12 protein-coding genes and 2 pseudogenes are annotated in these 18,310 nt (G+C 58.6%); 11 read left to right on the top strand and 3 right to left on the bottom strand.

The window, feature by feature from the left end:
- Nucleotides 1-429: 429 nt before the first annotated feature.
- From BCM02_RS36360 to BCM02_RS20445, 3 genes are all read left to right on the top strand, one after another.
- Nucleotides 430-4,551: an IPT/TIG domain-containing protein gene (locus tag BCM02_RS36360; protein WP_148930996.1), complete on the top strand. Its 4,122-nt coding sequence runs from the start codon at nucleotides 430-432 to the stop codon at nucleotides 4,549-4,551.
- A gap of 186 nt (nucleotides 4,552-4,737) precedes the next feature.
- Nucleotides 4,738-5,514 (top strand): DUF2087 domain-containing protein, encoded by a 777-nt coding sequence (locus BCM02_RS20450; RefSeq protein WP_148930995.1) that lies wholly within the window; start codon nucleotides 4,738-4,740, stop codon nucleotides 5,512-5,514.
- 21 nt (nucleotides 5,515-5,535) lie between these two features.
- Entirely contained in the window at nucleotides 5,536-5,952 is a 417-nt protein-coding gene (locus BCM02_RS20445) for a GIY-YIG nuclease family protein (protein WP_148930994.1), read from the top strand.
- A 64-nt stretch (nucleotides 5,953-6,016) separates the two neighbouring features.
- Here BCM02_RS20445 and BCM02_RS20440 read toward each other — a convergent pair whose 3' ends face one another.
- Nucleotides 6,017-6,802, bottom strand: coding sequence for a hypothetical protein (locus tag BCM02_RS20440; RefSeq protein WP_148930993.1), 786 nt, complete (start codon nucleotides 6,800-6,802; stop codon nucleotides 6,017-6,019).
- A 218-nt stretch (nucleotides 6,803-7,020) separates the two neighbouring features.
- Between BCM02_RS20440 and BCM02_RS20435 the strand changes: the two genes are divergently transcribed.
- Nucleotides 7,021-7,422 carry an NUDIX hydrolase gene (locus BCM02_RS20435; RefSeq protein WP_222871024.1) on the top strand — a complete coding sequence of 134 codons (402 nt, stop codon included), beginning with the start codon at nucleotides 7,021-7,023 and terminating at the stop codon, nucleotides 7,420-7,422.
- 162 nt (nucleotides 7,423-7,584) lie between these two features.
- Nucleotides 7,585-8,382: an aminoglycoside adenylyltransferase domain-containing protein gene (locus tag BCM02_RS20430; RefSeq protein ID WP_148930992.1), complete on the top strand. Its 798-nt coding sequence runs from the start codon at nucleotides 7,585-7,587 to the stop codon at nucleotides 8,380-8,382.
- Here the strand turns inward: BCM02_RS20430 and BCM02_RS20425 are convergent.
- Nucleotides 8,357-9,211 (bottom strand): DMT family transporter, encoded by an 855-nt coding sequence (locus tag BCM02_RS20425; protein WP_148930991.1) that lies wholly within the window; start codon nucleotides 9,209-9,211, stop codon nucleotides 8,357-8,359. The genes BCM02_RS20430 and BCM02_RS20425 overlap by 26 nt on opposite strands.
- Nucleotides 9,212-9,529: 318 nt before the next feature.
- Between BCM02_RS20425 and BCM02_RS20420 the strand changes: the two genes are divergently transcribed.
- Nucleotides 9,530-10,564, top strand: coding sequence for an alkaline phosphatase family protein (locus tag BCM02_RS20420; protein WP_148930990.1), 1,035 nt, complete (start codon nucleotides 9,530-9,532; stop codon nucleotides 10,562-10,564).
- A gap of 51 nt (nucleotides 10,565-10,615) precedes the next feature.
- Here the strand turns inward: BCM02_RS20420 and BCM02_RS36040 are convergent.
- Nucleotides 10,616-11,317: pseudogene (locus tag BCM02_RS36040) on the bottom strand (M48 family metallopeptidase); the annotation flags it as partial.
- 517 nt (nucleotides 11,318-11,834) lie between these two features.
- On the opposite strand from BCM02_RS36040, the gene BCM02_RS20410 reads away from it, so the two are divergent.
- From BCM02_RS20410 to BCM02_RS20395, 5 genes and pseudogenes are all read left to right on the top strand, one after another.
- Entirely contained in the window at nucleotides 11,835-12,386 is a 552-nt protein-coding gene (locus BCM02_RS20410) for a DUF4269 domain-containing protein (protein ID WP_148930988.1), read from the top strand.
- Nucleotides 12,383-12,538 carry a hypothetical protein gene (locus BCM02_RS35355; protein ID WP_187434328.1) on the top strand — a complete coding sequence of 52 codons (156 nt, stop codon included), beginning with the start codon at nucleotides 12,383-12,385 and terminating at the stop codon, nucleotides 12,536-12,538. The genes BCM02_RS20410 and BCM02_RS35355 overlap by 4 nt, the downstream gene beginning before the upstream one ends.
- 230 nt (nucleotides 12,539-12,768) lie before the next feature.
- Complete coding sequence (locus tag BCM02_RS20405; RefSeq protein ID WP_148930987.1) at nucleotides 12,769-16,524, top strand: alpha-L-arabinofuranosidase C-terminal domain-containing protein; 3,756 nt, start codon at nucleotides 12,769-12,771, stop codon at nucleotides 16,522-16,524.
- Between the two features lie 106 nt (nucleotides 16,525-16,630).
- Nucleotides 16,631-17,191 carry an RsfA family transcriptional regulator gene (locus tag BCM02_RS20400; protein WP_148930986.1) on the top strand — a complete coding sequence of 187 codons (561 nt, stop codon included), beginning with the start codon at nucleotides 16,631-16,633 and terminating at the stop codon, nucleotides 17,189-17,191.
- Between the two features lie 434 nt (nucleotides 17,192-17,625).
- Nucleotides 17,626-18,310 (top strand): annotated as a pseudogene (locus tag BCM02_RS20395) (transposase); the annotation flags it as partial.

Below are 18,310 nucleotides of genomic sequence, written 5' to 3'. Positions count from 1 at the left end.
GGGCTTCGTACGCGAACGCTCGTCGGCAATAGGCAAGCCCGGTATCCGATGATACCGGGCTTGCCTATTTTACATTACAAGAATTTCCCTGGAACGAAACGGCTATCGCCGCAAAAGACGGCGATAGCCGTTTCGCCTTGGTTGGCCTGGCCAAGCTTTCGGCGGATGTCGCGGGATCGCTTTATGCAGCTAAAGTCGCTTTCCTTCCGATGCTTTGGCACATTCCGACAAAGGCTGCCGAACGTCGTTAGGAGAAACGATACAGCAATCCAGCATGCCGCTGGATGGATATTCCGGCGCGGCGCCTTGTGCTATTCTCTCACTGGAATATTTATTCATATCGCATAACGATTGTTAATTCCTCTACCGCGCGAATATTCCGATGCAATCCATCCCGTCAGTCAGAAACCAAATGGGAGGTTGATAGAGATGGAGAAAGGCACGACGTTATTTCTGCTGAAGAACGACAGGGAGGGGGCATACGACGGATCGGTCAAGGGCATCGCGGTCACGCGGCTCGTCAATGCAAAGCCGCTCGAGGCGGAGCTTGGTTTTCGGCTGGACAAAGGGTGCATCGAGCTAGCCCGCAACAAGGATTTGGACAATCTTCAATCCTTCACGCTTGAAGCGACCATAACGCCGGATGCCGCCGGCGGGACGCGCCAGAACATCATTGAGGCGCAAAGCCCGTCCGTCGCGTTGTTCATCGAAGCAAACGGGAAACTGGTCGGCTCGGTCCATACGGCTGCCGGATGGGTGTCGGTCGACAGCGGAGCGACGCTGATCCAGGGGCGCGCTACCGTCCGCGTCCGTCTGCTGCGCGACGACGCGGGGAATACGGAGCTGCAGATCGACGATAAATCCGTCGGCGCGAAGCTCATTCCGGGCCCGGTCAAAAACGTCGGCGCGCTGGGCTTCAAAGTAGGGGCCGGCATCGATGGCAAAGCTTATGCCTACACGGGCCGCATCGCGAACGTCGAGATCAAGCAGGGCGCGGTGTCCGGCCAACATCTGGCCGCCAAGCAGGCGAGAGCGTATCAGCTGGAGCAGCAGGTGAAACAGGCGACCGGGCTGTCGGATATCAAAATCAACTGGCTGCCGGACGCTAGCCGGGCAAAGCTGCAGCCGATCAAAGATATCATGAACGCCGCCGGAGTTGACAAGCTTACCGACCTAGTCACGCTCAAGATCGTGAACAAGACGGTACTGACCCCGGGCAAAGTCATCGTCGCGCCCCGCAAGAGCGGCGGCAACGCGATCGACTGGAAGAAGGTAGCCGAGAATTTCGTGGCGGGCGCGAATCCCGGCGCCAGACGAGAGAATTTGGCCAAGTATCTCGTCAACCGCAACAGTTCGCAGGTGCTCCGGCGCTACATTCCGGCGACGGTTCCGACGCGTCCGCCGGTGACGGCGCATGGCGTGCCGGGAATAACGGCTTCGGCCGCGATTTCTTCGGCCCCGCAACCTGCCGCTTTCGGTAGCGCGTCAGCGACTTCGGCCGGCATAACGGCCGGGAGAAGGACAACGGCCGCGATCCCGACCGCCGTGCTCCGCGAGCTTCCCGTTCTCAAGCGTAACCAGCCGCCGACGACGATCGGCGACGTGCTGAATATCGACCGCGACTTGCTCGAAATCCGCGACAACGCCATCATCGGCAAGCTGGAGTCCCGCAGCCCGGGCCTATGGCCGACCTTGAACGCGCCGCCGGTTCAGACCTATTCGTTGAAATCTATCCCGGTCTCGAGCGCCGTCATCATCGCGAATACGTTGGACTTGACCGAGACGGAGCTCGTCATCGAGCCGAACGTCACGACTTGTTACATCATCGCGGAGCAGATCATTTGCGGCAATAACGCCAAGATTACGTGGCGCAGACCGGGCGGTTCGACGCCGCCAAGGCTGGACAATCCGGAGCTGAACGGGCGAAATTATTCCGGCATCCATACGAAGGCGGGCTCGCGAGACGGGCTTAGCGGCGAAGACGGCCGCAACGGCGATATCGGGATCGAAGGGGCGAAGGGAGCAACGGCGCCGCATCTCGAAATCTGGGTGAAGAACATGGGCGCGATGCCGAATATCGATCTGAACGGCGAGGAAGGTCGCAAGGGCGGCCAAGGTCAGCGCGGCGGACGCGGCGGCAACGGCGCGGACGGTCAGGTCGGGGAGCGCTGGTGGCTGTTCGGCTGGCACTGCTCCGAGGATCCGGGCGACGGCGGCGACGGCGGCGATGGCGGAGACGGCGGACGCGGCGGCAAAGGCGGCAACGGCGGCAGAGCCGGCAACATCACGATCGGCGTGCTGGACGGCACGCTCGAGTCGACGGTCACGAACAAGGCGTTCAAGCTGAAGAACCAAGGCGGCCAGCGCGGCCGCGGCGGAGACGGCGGACCCGGCGGCTTGGGCGGCGCGGGCGGCAGAAGCGGCGTCGGCGAGACGTGCAAGGACGCGCGCAACGGCCATTCGGGCGCGCAAGGGCAGCCGGGCCGCGCGGGTACGGACGCGGCATACGAAGGCGTGGACGGCAGCATCGCGTTCTTCGAATTTACGGAGGATGCATGGGAGGATCTCTTGGAACGTCCGTGGCTGACGGATATTACGCCGTCACAGCCGTTCCCCGGCGACAAGCTGACCCTCCGCGGCAGCCACTTCACGAGCAACGACCGCGTCATGTTCGGCGGTCAGTTGATGGTGCCGACCGTCAACGCGGACGAGAGTCTGTCGGTCATCGTGCCGATCGAGGAGTCCGGAGGCGCGAAGACGGCGTACGTGATCCGGCAAGACGGGACCGAGAGCAACCGGCTGAACGTGCGGGTGAAGCCGCAGCTGGATCCGTTCTCGGGCGTGCTGACGCCGGGAACGAGCATTACGCTCAAGGGCAAAGCCTTCGTGAACGGCGCGGCGGTGCTCGTAAGCGGCGCGGCGGTGCCGGCGATCGTGGCCGACAAGAAGACGCTGGCCTTCATCATGCCGGATACGGGCGGGGGCGGCAGCGCGGGCGGAACGGTGACGCTCCAAGTGCGCAATCCGGACGGTCTGCTCAGCAGCGGCAGAACGGCTTCGATCCCGCGCATCATGGAGATCCCGTTCAAGTTCGGCCAGCATAATTTGCCGTTCGACAATTTCAAGGACGGCATTCCGAGCTGGGGCACGTTCGAGGATACGTTCGGGACGGCGGAGGTCATCCACGAGATTTCGGACCCGGTATTCGGACATCCGATTCTGACGGCGGCGTTCTTCGCGTTCTACAAACACTTCTTGAACGGCGAGGACAAAGGGGGACTTGCGACCGGTTTCTGCACGTCGCTGGCCGCGCTCGTCGCCGACAATTTCTGGCAGGGCAAGAACGATACGATTACGTTGACCAAGGCGGGGCTTCACGAATTCCTGACCGCGATTCACGGCCGCCTGCTCAGCCGGGAAAGCCTGATTCACTTCCACGATCAAGGACGCGAAGGCGTTGCGCGCGTAGAGAAGACCGGACGCGAGATCGAATCGGCATTCTTGCGCGGTCTGGACCGGAACAATGCGCCGCTGCTGTTCTTCATACCTTCTGGCGCGGTATGGGATGCCGGCTATACGGACAAGCTGGCGGATTCGCACTGCGTCATGCCGTACAAATTCGTCTACCCGGTCGGCCATCCGGGTCCCAAGCTGTCGCCTGACGGCACGACGACGATTACGAGTCTGGACGGCGTCGAGATGTTCGTCTGGGACTGCAACGAGCCGGCTTCGAAGAACTGCCGCGTCGTCTTCAAGGTCGTGAACGGGCAGCTGCACTTCGATTATTTCAACGGGGGATCGGACGTTCAGTTCAGCAGCGCGGACGGCATTACGCTCGGCACGATGACGAACGGCCAATATTTGCTTGCCGATCATGATTTGCCGTTCAGCGGACCGCTCGGCCTGACCCGTTTCGTCGTCGACTTCCTGCTCTCGCCGGCCGATCTGCAGATCTCCGACGAGAACGGCTTGACGACGGGGCGGTTCGGCAACCAGATTCGCGCCGACATTCCGGACAGCCATCCGTGCTACCTCGTCAAGGGCGCCTATCTGCTGCCGGAGAACGTGCCGCTTACGCGCAAGGTGGTCGGCACGGGAAGCGGCACGTACACGTACAATTCCATTCTGCCGAACGGCTTGACCGTCGTCATTTCCGGCGTATCCACCCAGCTCGGCCAGGAGGACGTGCTGTCCGCCAACGCCGATTATTCGCAGATCCGCTTCTCGCCTGGCGCGGAGAAGAACTTCACGCTGACGCTCTCCCGCCAGGTGGGCGAGCAGGTGCGCGCGATCGCGGTGCAGGGCATCGGCGGCGGTCCGGCGGACGACCTCGACATTACGCTCTCCCCCGAGCTGTCGCTCGTGCGCGTCGGCAACCGCAGCGGCATCAAGACGGTCGACGTGAAGGCGTTCGTCCTCGACAAGGCGTCCAATCAACCGCAGAACGGCCATCTCGCCGACATTCATTTGCCGGAGAACCATGATTTGGTCGTCGCGGTGCCGGACTGGAACAGTTTGGACTTGAACGTCGACACGCTCAGCTTCAACTAACGCCGAATCGCGGCCGATTTCACGCCTCATCCCTCTAGGGATGAGGTTTTTTGACATTTAGGGGCGTATAAGTTTTATGCGGCGGTTGCAATGGTATTCGATTTAGGCAAAAGGAGATTGAATAATAACAAACGGTGATGTATATTGTTTATATAAATAATAAACGAAAAAATGGAGTGTTTAGATATGGAGCTGAATGAACGTTTTTGGTCGGCCGGCCTGGAAGATTTGAAGCGGGGATATGTCGTGGACGAAACGTCGGGCGCGTACAGCTGTCTTATCTGCGGAGAGACATACGAGGACGGCGTCGTATACCGGGTGCCTGGCTATGACGACCGCATGTATGAAGCGCGCCGAATGGCGCAGCATCATCTTGAAACCGTACATGGCTCGATGCTGGCGTATTTGCTCGGGCTGGATAAGAAGGCGACCGGCTTGACGGATTTGCAGAAGGAGCTTATTCGCGACTTCGCCTCCGGGCTGTCGGATGCCGAGATCGTGAAGCGCGCGGGCTCGGGCAGCGCGTCGACGATTCGCAACCACCGTTTCGTCCTGAAGGAGAAGGCCAAGCAGGCGAAGCTGCTGCTGGCGGTCATGGAACTGATGGAGACCGGCGTCTCCCCGGAAGCGCCGCGATTCGTGCCGATTCACCGGACGGCGACCCGGGTGGACGAGCGATACGCGATCACGGAAGACGACTACGAGAAGATGCTGAAGCAATATTTCCCGAAAGGGCCTGACGGTCCGCTGGAATCGTTCCCGCGCAAGGAGAAGAAGAAAATCGCGATATTACGTCATATCGCCACGAAGTTCGAGCCGGGACGCGCTTATTCGGAGAAAGAGATTAACGAGCGGCTCAAGCCGTTCTGGGAAGAGGATTACGTGACGCTGCGGCGATATTTGATCGAATACGGCTATTTGGACCGGAAGGAAGACGGCAGCTCGTATTGGCTGAAGGGATAAGAAGCGAAAGGAACGATCGACATGAACAAGAAGGAACAACGCAAGCAGCTCGTACAGAGCTATCAGGAGAAGGAGCGTCGGATGGGCGTATTCTCGATTACCAACAAGGCGAACGGTCGCCGGCTGATCGGGGCATCTGCGAATTTGGACGGCGCTTGGAACCGCGAGCTGTTCGGGCTCGAGACCGGCTTGCACGCGAATAAGCTGCTACAAGCGGATTGGAACGAGTACGGCCCGGAGGCGTTCGAATTCGAGGTGCTCGAACGCATCGAGACGAAGGACAAATTAATGTTCGATTATAAGGACGTGTTCCAGGCCGAGTCGTCCGATCAGGCGACGCGGACCATCCGAGAATACCGGAAAGAAGCGGCGAAGCGGGAGAAGATCTGGATCGAGAAGATGAACAGCTACATCCCGGAAGGGTATAACGAACGCTAACGACAACGGCCGCGCTGATCAACCGCGCGGCCGTCGTCGATATGTCCGCGATATTGTCTCGCGGTTAGGAATGGTTCCATCTGGCTCTCAATCTCGCAAGCCAGGACTGCGGCCTCGGATGCCGCTGCGAGCGAGGCGCGAGATCGCCGTCGTGACGGAAGTGCGGGGGAATGTAAATCGGTTCCGCGGGGGCGGCCGTTACGCCGACCGGTGTCGTTGAAGGCGAGTCTTCGGGTTCCGTCGGTGGTACGGCATCCGTCAAGTCGGCTTGTCCGGTTTCCTCCGCGTGTTCTGACTCGTCCGCATGCACGGCGAGCAGGGAGACGTCCGGTTCCGGCTGGACGCTGCTCTGACTATCCGGCAGAGGCTTCGGATCGCTTGCCTGGCAAGGTGTATCCGGAGTTTCTTGAACAGGTGCCTGCTGAGACATCGGGCTCGATTCCGGATCATCCACCGTCTGCATCGGCAATTCGGCGACAGGGTCCTCTGTCTGCTGTGGACCGGAAGCGGCAGAATCTTCAGGCTCCGTGGCGAAACCCGGTGCTGCGTCGTCATGCATCAGCGGCTCCGGCGGTGCCTGGCCATCGCGATCGGCGGTGATTTCCGGCTGCCCCTCCTCGTGTTCGGCGGTGGGTGGGTGCCCGTCGGCCGCGGCCGTTTGCTGAATGGTCTTCAATATTTCCTTCAAGCGAGCGACTTCGCCTTCCAGCTTGTCGACGCGATGCGCTAAAGCGGACCAGGCGTCGCGGCCTTCGGAAATCGGCGAAGCGGCATGGCCGGACGGATCGGCAGCTTCTTCGAGCAACAGCGCGCGAAGCTCTTCAGGGGTGAGATAATTGGAGAACGACATAGGCGGCGGAACCTCTTTTTCTCTCATAGAATATCGAACTTGCTAGTTTACGTTCATTATATCAAAATTTGTCGATTTTGAAGCGGTGTCGTTGAAAAAGTTTGCCGGAAGTTCTTTTGCACGCCGGAGTGATTGTCGGGCCGCATTCACATTAGGCAGGCCATTCCGGTTGCGTTATACTAAAAGAAACGCATGACGCAGAAGTCGGAGGATATGACGTGACGACTATGATTGATAAAATCGCTTGGGTGAAGCTATCGGAAGGTAAGCTGCTTGGCGCAAGATCGTTCGGAAGAGAGCTGTACTACATTCCGGGCGGGAAGCGGGAGCCGGGCGAGACGGACGCGGAAGCGCTGGCTCGCGAAATCAAAGAAGAACTGTCCGTGCGCATCATACCGGAGACGATCAAGGCCTGCGGCACGTTCGAAGCGCAAGCGGACGGCAAGCCGGAGGGCGTGCACGTCCGGCTGACCTGCTACGCGGCCGACGCGGATGGCGAGCTGCGGCCCGCCTCGGAGATCGAGGAGATCGTCTGGTTGACATACGCGGACCGCGAACGGGTATCGGCGGCGAGCCATCTGTTGTTCGACCGGTTGAAGCAGGATGGTTTGTTGGTTTAATCGCATAGATCAGCGATCAAGAGGAGCTCCATTCTCGCGGCGGCGAGGAGAGGAGCTCCTTTTTGCGAGCATGGAACGGCTCCGTGCGCGCATTACGCGTAGATTGAGGATGATACATTGTCGCGAACGATATAATGGAAACTTAAAGGAGGGCGTGGACATATGGAGTTAAACGAAGCGCTGGACGAGGCGGTCCGGTTATTTCAAGAAGAGCTTGGCGCAGGGCTGACCGGCGTTTACGCCCACGGGTCGGTCGCGATGGGCTGCTTCAACCCGAAGCGAAGCGATATCGACCTGCTCATCGTGGTGAAGGAGCCGCTTGGACAGGATACATGCAGGCGTTTGGCACGCCGTGTTCTCGATTACGACGATCGTCTTGCGATAGGGCGAGGCGTGGAGCTAAGCGTCGTCCTGGAAGATGCGTTGCGCGATTTTCGTTATAAGACTCCGTTCGAATTTCACTACTCCGACTTCCATCGGGACCGCTACCGGGCGGATGAGGATTATGTGTGCGGAGGAAACGGGTATGCAGATCCTGACTTGGCAGCGCATCTGACGATCGCCTATCATCGCGGAATCACGTTGTACGGTCCTCAGTTGCACGAGTTATGCCAGCCCATTGATCTCTCCTATTATGAAGCCTCTATACTAGCGGATATCGAGAATGCGGTGTCGGATGCGGAAAGCAACCCGTTGTATGTGACGCTTAATTTGTGCCGGGTGCTTCATTATTGGCGTGAAGGCGCGATCTCTTCCAAAAAGGAGGGCGGCGAGTGGGCGATATCGAATCTGCCAAAGCGGTATCGCGGCGTGGTGCGGTATTATGTCAACGAATATACGGACAACGGTCATCCGGACGAGAACCAGCCGTGCAGCGAGCAACTGATCGATTTCGCCGTCTATATGAGAAGGGAGATCGACTTGCTGGCGCAAGTTAAGAACCGCCCCAGAGACCGATGACGAGAATGCCGGCCGTGATGACGGCTGACATGACGACTCGCGATCGTCCGGCTTGCTCCTTCAGCCAATAAATGCCGAATATCGTGCCGAATACGGTCCCGATCTCGCGGATGGGCGCGAGGTGCGACAGCGGCGCAAGCGTCATGGCAAGCAAGAACAGCAGATAGGAGCCGGGCGAGAAGATCGTTCCGAGCAAAATCGTGCTTCGGTTCGCCTCCCATTCGCGCCGAATGCCGCGGGACTTGACCACGGCGGGCAGAAGGGCGAGCACGTAGGCGAGATTGCCGAGTTCGATCAGCGCGACGGGCGATAGCCAGTTTAACACCATTTTGTCGGTCATGACGTATCCGGTGATGCAGCAGCCGACCGCGAGGGCGAGCAGCAGCTTGCGGGATTCCGGGCCGTGCATCGGACGACGCCGCGCCACGCCGCTGATCGCGAACAAGCCGGCGACGATGCAGCCGACGCCCAACCAGCCGGGAACCGAGAGCGATTCCCGATAGATCCAGACGCTTAGGATCGGTACGAAGAGCGCCCCCGTACCGCGCATGATCGGATACATTTGGGACATGTCGCCGAAGCGGTACGTTTGGGGCAGCAGCAGTCCATAACCAATTTGGAACAGCGCGGACATGCCGATGAACAGCCAGCCTTCCGCGGGGATGGAGGCGCGCGAGATTTCGATCAAGAAGAAGGGCAGCAGCATGATGGCGGACGCGATATGGATGAGCCACAGAAACACCTGCTTATCCTGGCTTCGCTTCGTGAATAGATTCCACACGGCATGCGCAAGCCCGGAGCTTAATACGAGTAAAACGGCGACGAGCACGGCGATCCTCTCCTTGTTAAATCCGATGATGGATGAAATAGGTTCATCATACGTCCGCGCGTTTACAAAGTCAACACAAAAACAACTAAAAACAACTATTCCGAATGCTGTGCAATAGGGCAGTGAACTTCGGACAACATGGTAGGTTTCGCTTGTAGTCTTTGTGCGTCCTAATGTTTAAGGTTGTATCGTACGTTTATATTCGGGAAGCCGTAAAGCACGAAAATGAAATGAATTGTGTATTTTGTTGTTTTTGTGTTGACCTTTCTTCTCCGCTAGGCGTAAGATGATCGTAATTTATTCGGGGAGGCGTCATACATGGGAGAGTGTCAACGCGTCGTCATTATCGGGTGGGATGGAGCGGGTAATTTCGTGCGGCAGGCGCAAACGCCAACGTTGGATAATATTGCGGCTCGAGGGGTTATCGGTTACGAGGCGCAGACGGTCATGCCGACGATCAGCGCGCAGTGCTGGGGGTCCTTGCTGCACGGCGTCTCGCCGGAGAAACACGGCTTGACGAACGATATTGCCGCGCGGGAGTCCTTCGCCGCAGATTCGCCGTATCCTTCCCTATTTCGCGTAATACGGGAGCGAGAGCCGAATGCGAAGCTGGCCGCCTTCAGCTCATGGCATCCGATTAACGCGGGTATTATCGAGGATGGATTGGACGTACATAAAGAAACGGCCGAAGCGGAAGCGCTCGCCGATGAGGAAGCGGCTCGGCTGCCGGAGACGACAACCGCCGGGATTCAGCGGATTACCCGAAAGGATAAGAAAATCGCGCTGGCTGCGGCTTCCTATATCCGGGCGAATCCGGATTTCAGACTGCTGTTCGTTCAATTCGACCTGCCGGATGCGGCCGGCCATCAGGAAGGCTACGATACGGGGCATCAATGGCGCAGCATCGAATCGACGGATGAACATACCGGAATTATCGAGGATGCATTAGAAGCGGAGGGCTTGCTGGAAAACAGCCTTCTGATTCTGGTCAGCGACCACGGAGGCGGCGGGGAGCATCCGAACGACCACGGCAGCGGGCATCCGATGGACCGGAGCATCTTCTGGTGCTGCGCGGGTCCCGGCATTGCGGCAGGGAATCGTCTGGACGAGCGCATCACGATTACGGATACGGCCGCGGTCGCGGCGCGGGCGCTCGGTCTGCCGATGCCCGAAGCGTGGGACGCGCGGGTGCCGGAGGGGTTATTTTGGTCAAGCATACAAGCGATCGATAAGCTCATCCTTCAAGCGGGCGTTAACCGATTCGTGGAAAACCGCAAGCTCGCGGCAAATGTCTTCATGCTCGTGCGCGCTTATAACTATGGAAGGCAAGGCCGGCGGCAGCCCGTGCAGTAATTCGAGCCGATACGGCGTCGGCGGATGCGTGTGGTCCAGTCGCGAACCTTCTAAGCGCTGGACCCGGTCCAGACGCTCGATTTCCCTTTGCGGGATTTGTTCGGCATACGCCTGCCACATCCGGATGAAATCGCCTTGCTGCTTTTGGAGCACATAGCGCTGCAGACAGCTTTGGAAGGACTCGGCGATGTGCAGCTTGCGCGTCAATCCCATCTGTCCCCGAACTCCGCTCGCGCGGGAGGCCAGCGCATCGGCGTAATATTCGCTGCGCTGTTGGTCGTCGTGACTTAATCGCGACAGGATGCGAAGCAGCGCGAGCGGAATTTGAGACAGACCGCGCATCGCCAGCTCGGTGACCTGCGCCAATATGCCCCCGCCATCCCGATCGGGCGACAAATATCCGTACCATTGCGAGGTCGCGCGGAAAGCCGTATGTACGAACAAGCCGCGGGTAAGATCGCCGTTCGCGCCGTGCGCGATTTCATGGGCGATGATCGCGACCTTCTCTTCCGGCGTAAGAATCGTCATTAAAGGCAGACCTAAAGTCACGAAGCTGCGTCTTCGCCAGCCGATCTCCGTGTACGTGGCATTGAACGCTTCTGAAATTTGCAGTCCGTGAACGCGGTTCGCGCCGAGGTTATCGGCGATGCGATCTGCTAGGGCTAAGAGCGCCGGAAACTCCTCTCGAGCTAGCACCGATTGACGATCGGTTCTGCCGAGCGAAGGCAAGGAGAAGAATGAAATGACCAGCATCAGCGCGCCTAGACCCGACAGCAGAGGGGCATGCAAGCCATTGGCGGCGATGAGCCAGATGCCAAGGCCGAACAGCAACAACGTAGCCAGGTGTATAATGGACGCGCATATATATAGCGAGATCTTGTTCTTCCAACCTGGCGCGGTTACGGAGAGAGACATAGCGTCTTTCATCTCCTGCAGCATGCGTTCGCCCCTCCGGTTTCCGGCCGCGGCTCGTTTGCCTTCGAATCGGGTTTCTTCTTCCGGTCGATAGGGGCGAAGATTCCATCCGCATTCGCACCAGGTCGTATACTGATGGTAATGAGGGACGCGACTGCCGCAGTCCGGACAAGTTGCGGTGTCGGACATCGGCGTTGTCGCGATAGTCGTCTGGTTCAAGGGGATCATCCTTTGCTTAGTTGGCGCTAACATCTCCATTCGTCGCGGGATTGACAAAACCTTTTCGGACAGAGAAGATTCTGAGAGCGCTAACTGGATAATGATCGATCCGACAGGGAACATGGAGGAACGCGGGATGTTCATGACAATCGAATATTTGCAAGCGGGCACAAGCATACAACGCGCGGCTTTCCTCGCCATTACGCGACTGGGCCTCATGGATACGCTGGCCGACTGCGAGCCCGTCTTATGCGGCACGATTCCGATCGGCATCGATGTCGACGGATCGGATCTGGATGTCATTATGGAAGTACGGGATGCCGATCGTTTTCAATCCATCGTCCGCAGGCAATATGGCCATCTGTCGGGCTTCGAGACGGCGAAGCTCGAGGTGAGCGGCGTACCGACGGTGACGGCCAACTTTCGATACGACGGTTTCGCGTTCGAATTGTTCGGACAGCCCGTTCCGGCAAAGCTGCAGAACGCGTATCGCCACATGATGATCGAACATCGGTTAATGGCTGACCGGCCAGGATTGAAAGAAACGATCGTGCAGTTGAAACGGCAGGGCATGAAGACGGAGCCTGCGTTCGCGCTAGTGCTCGGATTGTCGGGCGATCCATACGACGCGCTGCTTCGGTATGGGGAAGAAGCCGGGTTTATGGAAGAAGAGGAGGAACGTCCATGAGCCAATCCGACACAAGCAGCGGCATTTCGCGCTGGCCGATTATTGTGTTCGCGATTGTCGTATGCGGAATCGCGGCGCTCTTCGAAGCGACGGCGAAGCGGAAGGGCGATACAAATTCGTCCTGGACATGGTCGACGAGAGCCATCCGGTAGGCTGGGATATTCGCTGCTCCTAACGGACACCGCATGCTAAACCAAATAATAATTCTATTAACAAAACGGTGGGTTTAGCTTACCGTTTTTGTTTGCTTTTAGTTGATAAATCGAACACGAGCGGCTATTATGATAAAAGATTATAAATATATTTACTGTGTAATAAAAACATTACTCAAATGTATCAATGACTCATGCCTACACTATACAGCTCATAAGGAGAACAGGTCATGAACCGACAAGCATCATCTTCTGCGCACGGCGAGCAGCTGATCGCGCATTACAGATTCGACGATGCCGGGGCGATCGGCAAAGATAGCTCCGGATTCGGACGCGAAGCGGCGGCAGAAGGAACGAATCCGCCTGTTATCCGTACCGTGAGCGGTCGTCCGGCCGCGGAATTCGCAGGCGGCGCTAGCGGCACGTCGTATCTCCGTCTGCCGGCTGGTCTGCTCAAAGGTATTACCGACGCGACCGGCGTCACGATCAGCGCCTGGGTGTATCTCGGGAAAGGCGGCGTTTGGGAACGCATATTCGACTTCGGCAAAGGACCGGAGGGGCCCTATTTCTTCTTGACCCGCAATCTGCGCGGCGTCTGTCATGCCGAAGGCGATCTCGTCGCGGACGGGGGCAAAACTTATCCAGGCGGCGAATGGCTGCATATCGCCATGGCGGTTTCCGGTACCGAAGGCGGCACCCGCAGCAGCGCGGGTCCGGTCGTCTACGTGAACGGCGAAGCGATCGGAGATGGCACGATCAGCCAGACGTCGAGCGGGATGTATGCCAAGCTCCGTGCTTGGTTCGCCACGTTCTCGGATATGGACAACTACGGAAGCGCCTACATCGGCAAGTCGCAGTATGCGGCAGATGCCGATTTCGCCGGTTCGATCGCGGATTTCCGCATCTACGCGGCGGGGTTCGCGCAGGACGAAGTCATCGCCGTCATGTGCGAATCGCTCACCGATGAGGAGATCGTACACTTGGCGCGGGACAAGTACCTCTCGTTCCCGGGTACGATTATAACGGGCGACATCGAGCTGCCGAATGCCTTAATGGGCGGCAAAGCGCACGTCGCTTGGAATTCCAGCCATCCGCGTTTAATTACGGGTTCGGGCGGGTTCGTGCAGTGCAGCGAACCGACGGAGGTCATCTTCACCGCCGCGCTAAACCGGGGTTCGTACACCGCGCTCCAATCGTATCGCGTCACGCTCGTGCCGAGCCATCTCGCGCCTTACACGCTGCACGTGGACGGCGACCGCGCCGGCCTTGCGGTCAGTCCGACGATGTACGGTCTCTTCTATGAAGATATCAACAACGCGGCGGATGGCGGCATCTACGCGGAGCTCGTGCAGAACCGCTCCTTCGAATCGTTCGAATTCGATACGTATTCCCACGCGAGCGGCGCATGCGGCTGCTCGACCGGACGCAATCGCAAGCCGCTGCATGCTTGGTCAGGCGACCTTGACCTCGTGTCCGTACGTCATGAAGGCGGATTGAACGAGCACCTCGGACTAGCGGACGCGGAGACGAACACGCATTACGTGACCGTCCAAGACGGCGCGACGCTGCTTAATCGCGGATTCGCCGATACGAACGCGCACTGCGCCATGTTCATCCGCGAAGGCAGCCGCTATCTGTTCACGGTCTGGGCCAAAGCGGACCGTCCGGGCGCGATTGGGCTGGAGCTGCGCGACGAAGCCGGCCGGCCGGTCAGCACGCAAACAAGTATTGCGATCGAAGGCGGCGGCCACTGGCGGAAATACGGCGTGGAATCGCCGATCGCGCTAAGGGGAGCCTCGACAGGACTGAGTCAGCTGGCGCTCGTATTCGAAGGCGAGATTTCCGTCGACATGGTGTCCCTTGTGCCGGCCGACGTCTGGGGCGCGGAGGAAGAGACGCGCTCGGCGACCGCGCACGCGAACTACGCGGGCAATCCGAATTACCGGCTTCGCCGGGATTTGGTCGAAGCGCTGCTGGATCTGCACCCGACGTTCCTGCGATTCCCCGGCGGCTGCATTTCCGAAGGCTCGTTTATTTGGGACAACGTGTACGATTGGAAGGATTCCGTGGGCGAGGTCGAGCGCCGCAAGGAAAATTTCAACGTCTGGGGCTATATGATGACGATGGGGCTCGGTTACATGGAGTACTTCCAGCTGGCCGAGGACTTGAACGCGACGCCGCTGCCGGTCATGGCGTGCGGGGTGCTGTGCCAGGCGCGCTCGGATTATGTCCACCCCGCGGGCGGCGCGCTGCGCGACTACTACGTCAAGAACTTTACGGATCTGATCGACTTCGCGATCAGCATCGACTTCGATGGCAACGAATGGGCGGCCATGCGCCGATCGATGGGGCATGAAGCGCCGTTCGACTTGCGATATCTCGGCGTGGGCAACGAGAACTGGGGCGCCGAGTTCTTCGCGAGCTTCGAGCATTTCAAGGCCGAGATCGATGCCTACATGGAGCGGTATTATCCGGGCTACGAGCTGCATATTATCTCGACCGTCGGCGCGCAGGCGGATGACGACGCGTTCCAGCAGGGCTGGAAGTTTCTTGCCGGCGGTTTGACGGGCACGGCATCGGTGACTTTCACCGACGGCAAGACGGATACCGAAGAGACGATCTCTTGGTACGACAGGCAGCCGAATTACATGGATACGATCGCGGACGAACACTACTATCGGTCCAACGACTATCTGCTGAATAACGCGGACCGTTATAACTATTATTACCGGGTGTACAATCCGGACGGCACGCTGAACGAGCGGGAGACTTCCAAGGTGTTCGTCGGCGAATACGCGTCGACCGATAAGAATACGCTGGCGGGCGCGATTGCCGAAGCGGCGCTCATGACCGGATTCGAGAACAACGCCGACGTCGTGCGGCTGGCCGCGACGGCGCCGCTGTTCAACAAGGTGCTGACGGACGGCACGTACCGCTGGACGCCGGACTGCATCTGGTTCGACGACGAGACGGTCTGGTACACGCCGAACTACTATGCGCAGCGTCTGTTCGCCAAGTATTTGGGAACGGAGACGGTGCCGACGCGGTTCGCTTCCTACCAAGGCGGGGAGTTGACGCCGCTGATTCCGCGCGGCGGAATCGAGATCGCGGCGGGCGGCGCGGAAGTTCGCGTGAAGCGGATCAAAGTGACGTCGAATGCGGACGGAGCGGTGCTGCTGGAGCAGGATTTCCGCGAGCCGCTGCATCCGGACTGGTCGGTCATACCGGGCTCCGCCGGGTATGCGATCGACGCGGAGGACGGTCTCGTGCTGCAGCCGCAAGCCGGCGGGCGCAACGGGATCTATCTCTATAACGACCAATGGACGAACTATAAGGTCGAAGCGGAAGCGACGAGGCTGTCGGACGAGGATGGCATCTATATCGGCGTCGGCGTGACGGCGATCGAGACGGACCGGAAAGACGCCATCGAATATGCGGTCGGCTATGCCGCCGGCGATATTGCCGCCGTGAAGGTGTTCAAGCGAGGCGTTGAGGGCTATACGCTCGGCGACTATTCGTCCAGCACGGCGGCGGGCAATCTGCGCGCGTGCGGCGATATGCGGATGGCGCCGGGACGGCCGTATACGGTAACGGTCGACTACGGCGGGGGGAAGGGAAACCGGCTCGTCTGCTCATTCACGGACGGAGACAAGACCAGCCGCGTACTGGATTACAAGCTGGAATCGTACAACCACGAAATTTTCAGCTCGGTAACCCGCGACCGCGAGCATGTCTATGTGAAGCTCGTCAATCCGGATTCGACTTCGAAAGGCACGAAGCTGCAGCTTCACGGCATCGCCGCCCGGCAGGAAGGCAAGGTCATCACGCTTAGCGGAGACGAGACGCTGCTATACGTGCCGAACGTGAATCGCAAAGGCGACGAGCGCGTCGCGCCGCGCGAATCCGTCCTCCATCTGAACGGGAGCGAGACGGAAATTCAGCTTCCGCCGTATTCCGTGACGGTCGCGGTGCTTCGTCTGGCTTAAAGGTTGCCCAAATAAATAGCATTCTTTCGCCCAATCTTGTTATCGAACGCGAGTCTTTGGCAATAATGAGAGATGTAGCATACGAGACAAGGAAGGCGATAACCTTATGAAATTAAACCGAAAAGATCAATGGACCCCTGAAGATGACGCCATTCTGGCGGGCATCGTGCTGGAATATATCCGCGAGGGCCGTACGCAGCTCGGCGCATTCGACGCGGTTGGCGAGCGCCTGGGCCGCACGTCGGCGGCTTGCGGCTTCCGCTGGAATTCCGAGGTGCGCAAGCAGTACAACGAGGAAATCAAACAGGCGAAGCTGGCGCGCAAACAGCTGACCGGGCGCGGACGGAACACCGTGCTTCACTTCCGCCAACTGCTCAAGACATCGGCCCCGGCGCACGATCAGGCAGGCGAAGCCGAGACCGGCGCGTTCCTGGCCGGCATTATTCAGCTGGCCGAGCAGCATCAGTCGCAGGTGAACGGGATGGAGCAGACGATTCAGACGCTGCGGGCTCAATTGTCCGAGCGGGACAACGTGATCGCCTCGCTGCAGGAGCGGCTAAACCGCGTCGACAACACGCTGCCTTCGGATACGCAGACGTTCTTGGCTATTCTGGAGCGCGCGCGTCGGCTAGGCGTTATTGAATCGACGACGGAGCAATCCGGTTAAAGCAAGTCAAGGTGAAACGCCCGTCGCCGTCTTTTAGCGGCGCGGAGCGTTTCATTCCAGAGAATTCTAAGCGTTAATTCAAGCGAAAGGGGGGTGTCCCAAAAGTCATCATAAAGATGACGTTGGGACACCCCTGTTTCAATTGCATGTTTTTTAGTTACCGCATCCACTGCGCGGTCGCATGTTCTTCCGATCGCTGTTGTTCCCGGATTCCTTGAATGTAGTAGGCTAGGGTAGGAATCCGCTCACAAAGGCGAACGCTGACGCTTCTCCAGAATCATGCGACCAAAGGTGATTGGCTTGCGTTCCCTGGAAGGGAAAGCAGCATTCACCTCTCCGTTCGGGTAACCCTACTCCAAATTTCAAAACAAAAAGAAGCCTTTCCTTGTTAAAATGGAGGTACCACCCAACCATATAAAAAGGAGAGACTTCTTTTGTACAAAGAATATATCATGGACCAACTGTCCTTGCCAATGGACTTGCAAGAAGATATCCCTCAAAACCATCTCGTTCGCATCGTCAACGAAGCCGTCGACCGTTTAAACATGAGCCTCTTCACCAAAGCCTATCCCGGCGGCGGTCGGGACAGCTACCACCCCAAAATGCTGACAAAAATCATCATCTATGCCTACACGCAGCGGATCTACTCCTCGCGCCAAATCGCGAAAGCCGTGCGCGAGAACATCATGTTCATGTGGCTGGCCGCGCGGCAGCGCCCAGACTTCCGTACCATTAACCGTTTTCGTTCCGAGCGCATGAAAAACGTGCTGGAATCCATCTTCACGGCTGTTCTTCAATGCGCAGCATTCGCAAGGACTTGCTTCCACGTCTTCAAAAGTATGAAACCCAACAGACCATCTTGGGCAACCGCAACAGTTTCAGTAAGACAGATCCAGACGCCACCTTCATGCGCATGAAAGAAGACCATATGCGAAATGGTCAGCTCAAACCCGGCTACAATGTGCAGATCGGAACCGAGAACCAATTCATCCTAGGATACAGCGTTCACCAGCGTCCAACGGACACCAGATGCCTGAAGCCGCATCTGGAGAAAGTGAAACACGCGTTAGGTGCGCTGCCTGGCACGATCATCGCGGATGCCGGCTATGGCGGAGAAGA

This window comes from Paenibacillus methanolicus, from assembly GCF_008124765.1.
Classification (GTDB): domain Bacteria; phylum Bacillota; class Bacilli; order Paenibacillales; family Paenibacillaceae; genus Paenibacillus_Z; species Paenibacillus_Z methanolicus.
This window is presented reverse-complemented; position numbering and strand designations above follow the sequence as displayed.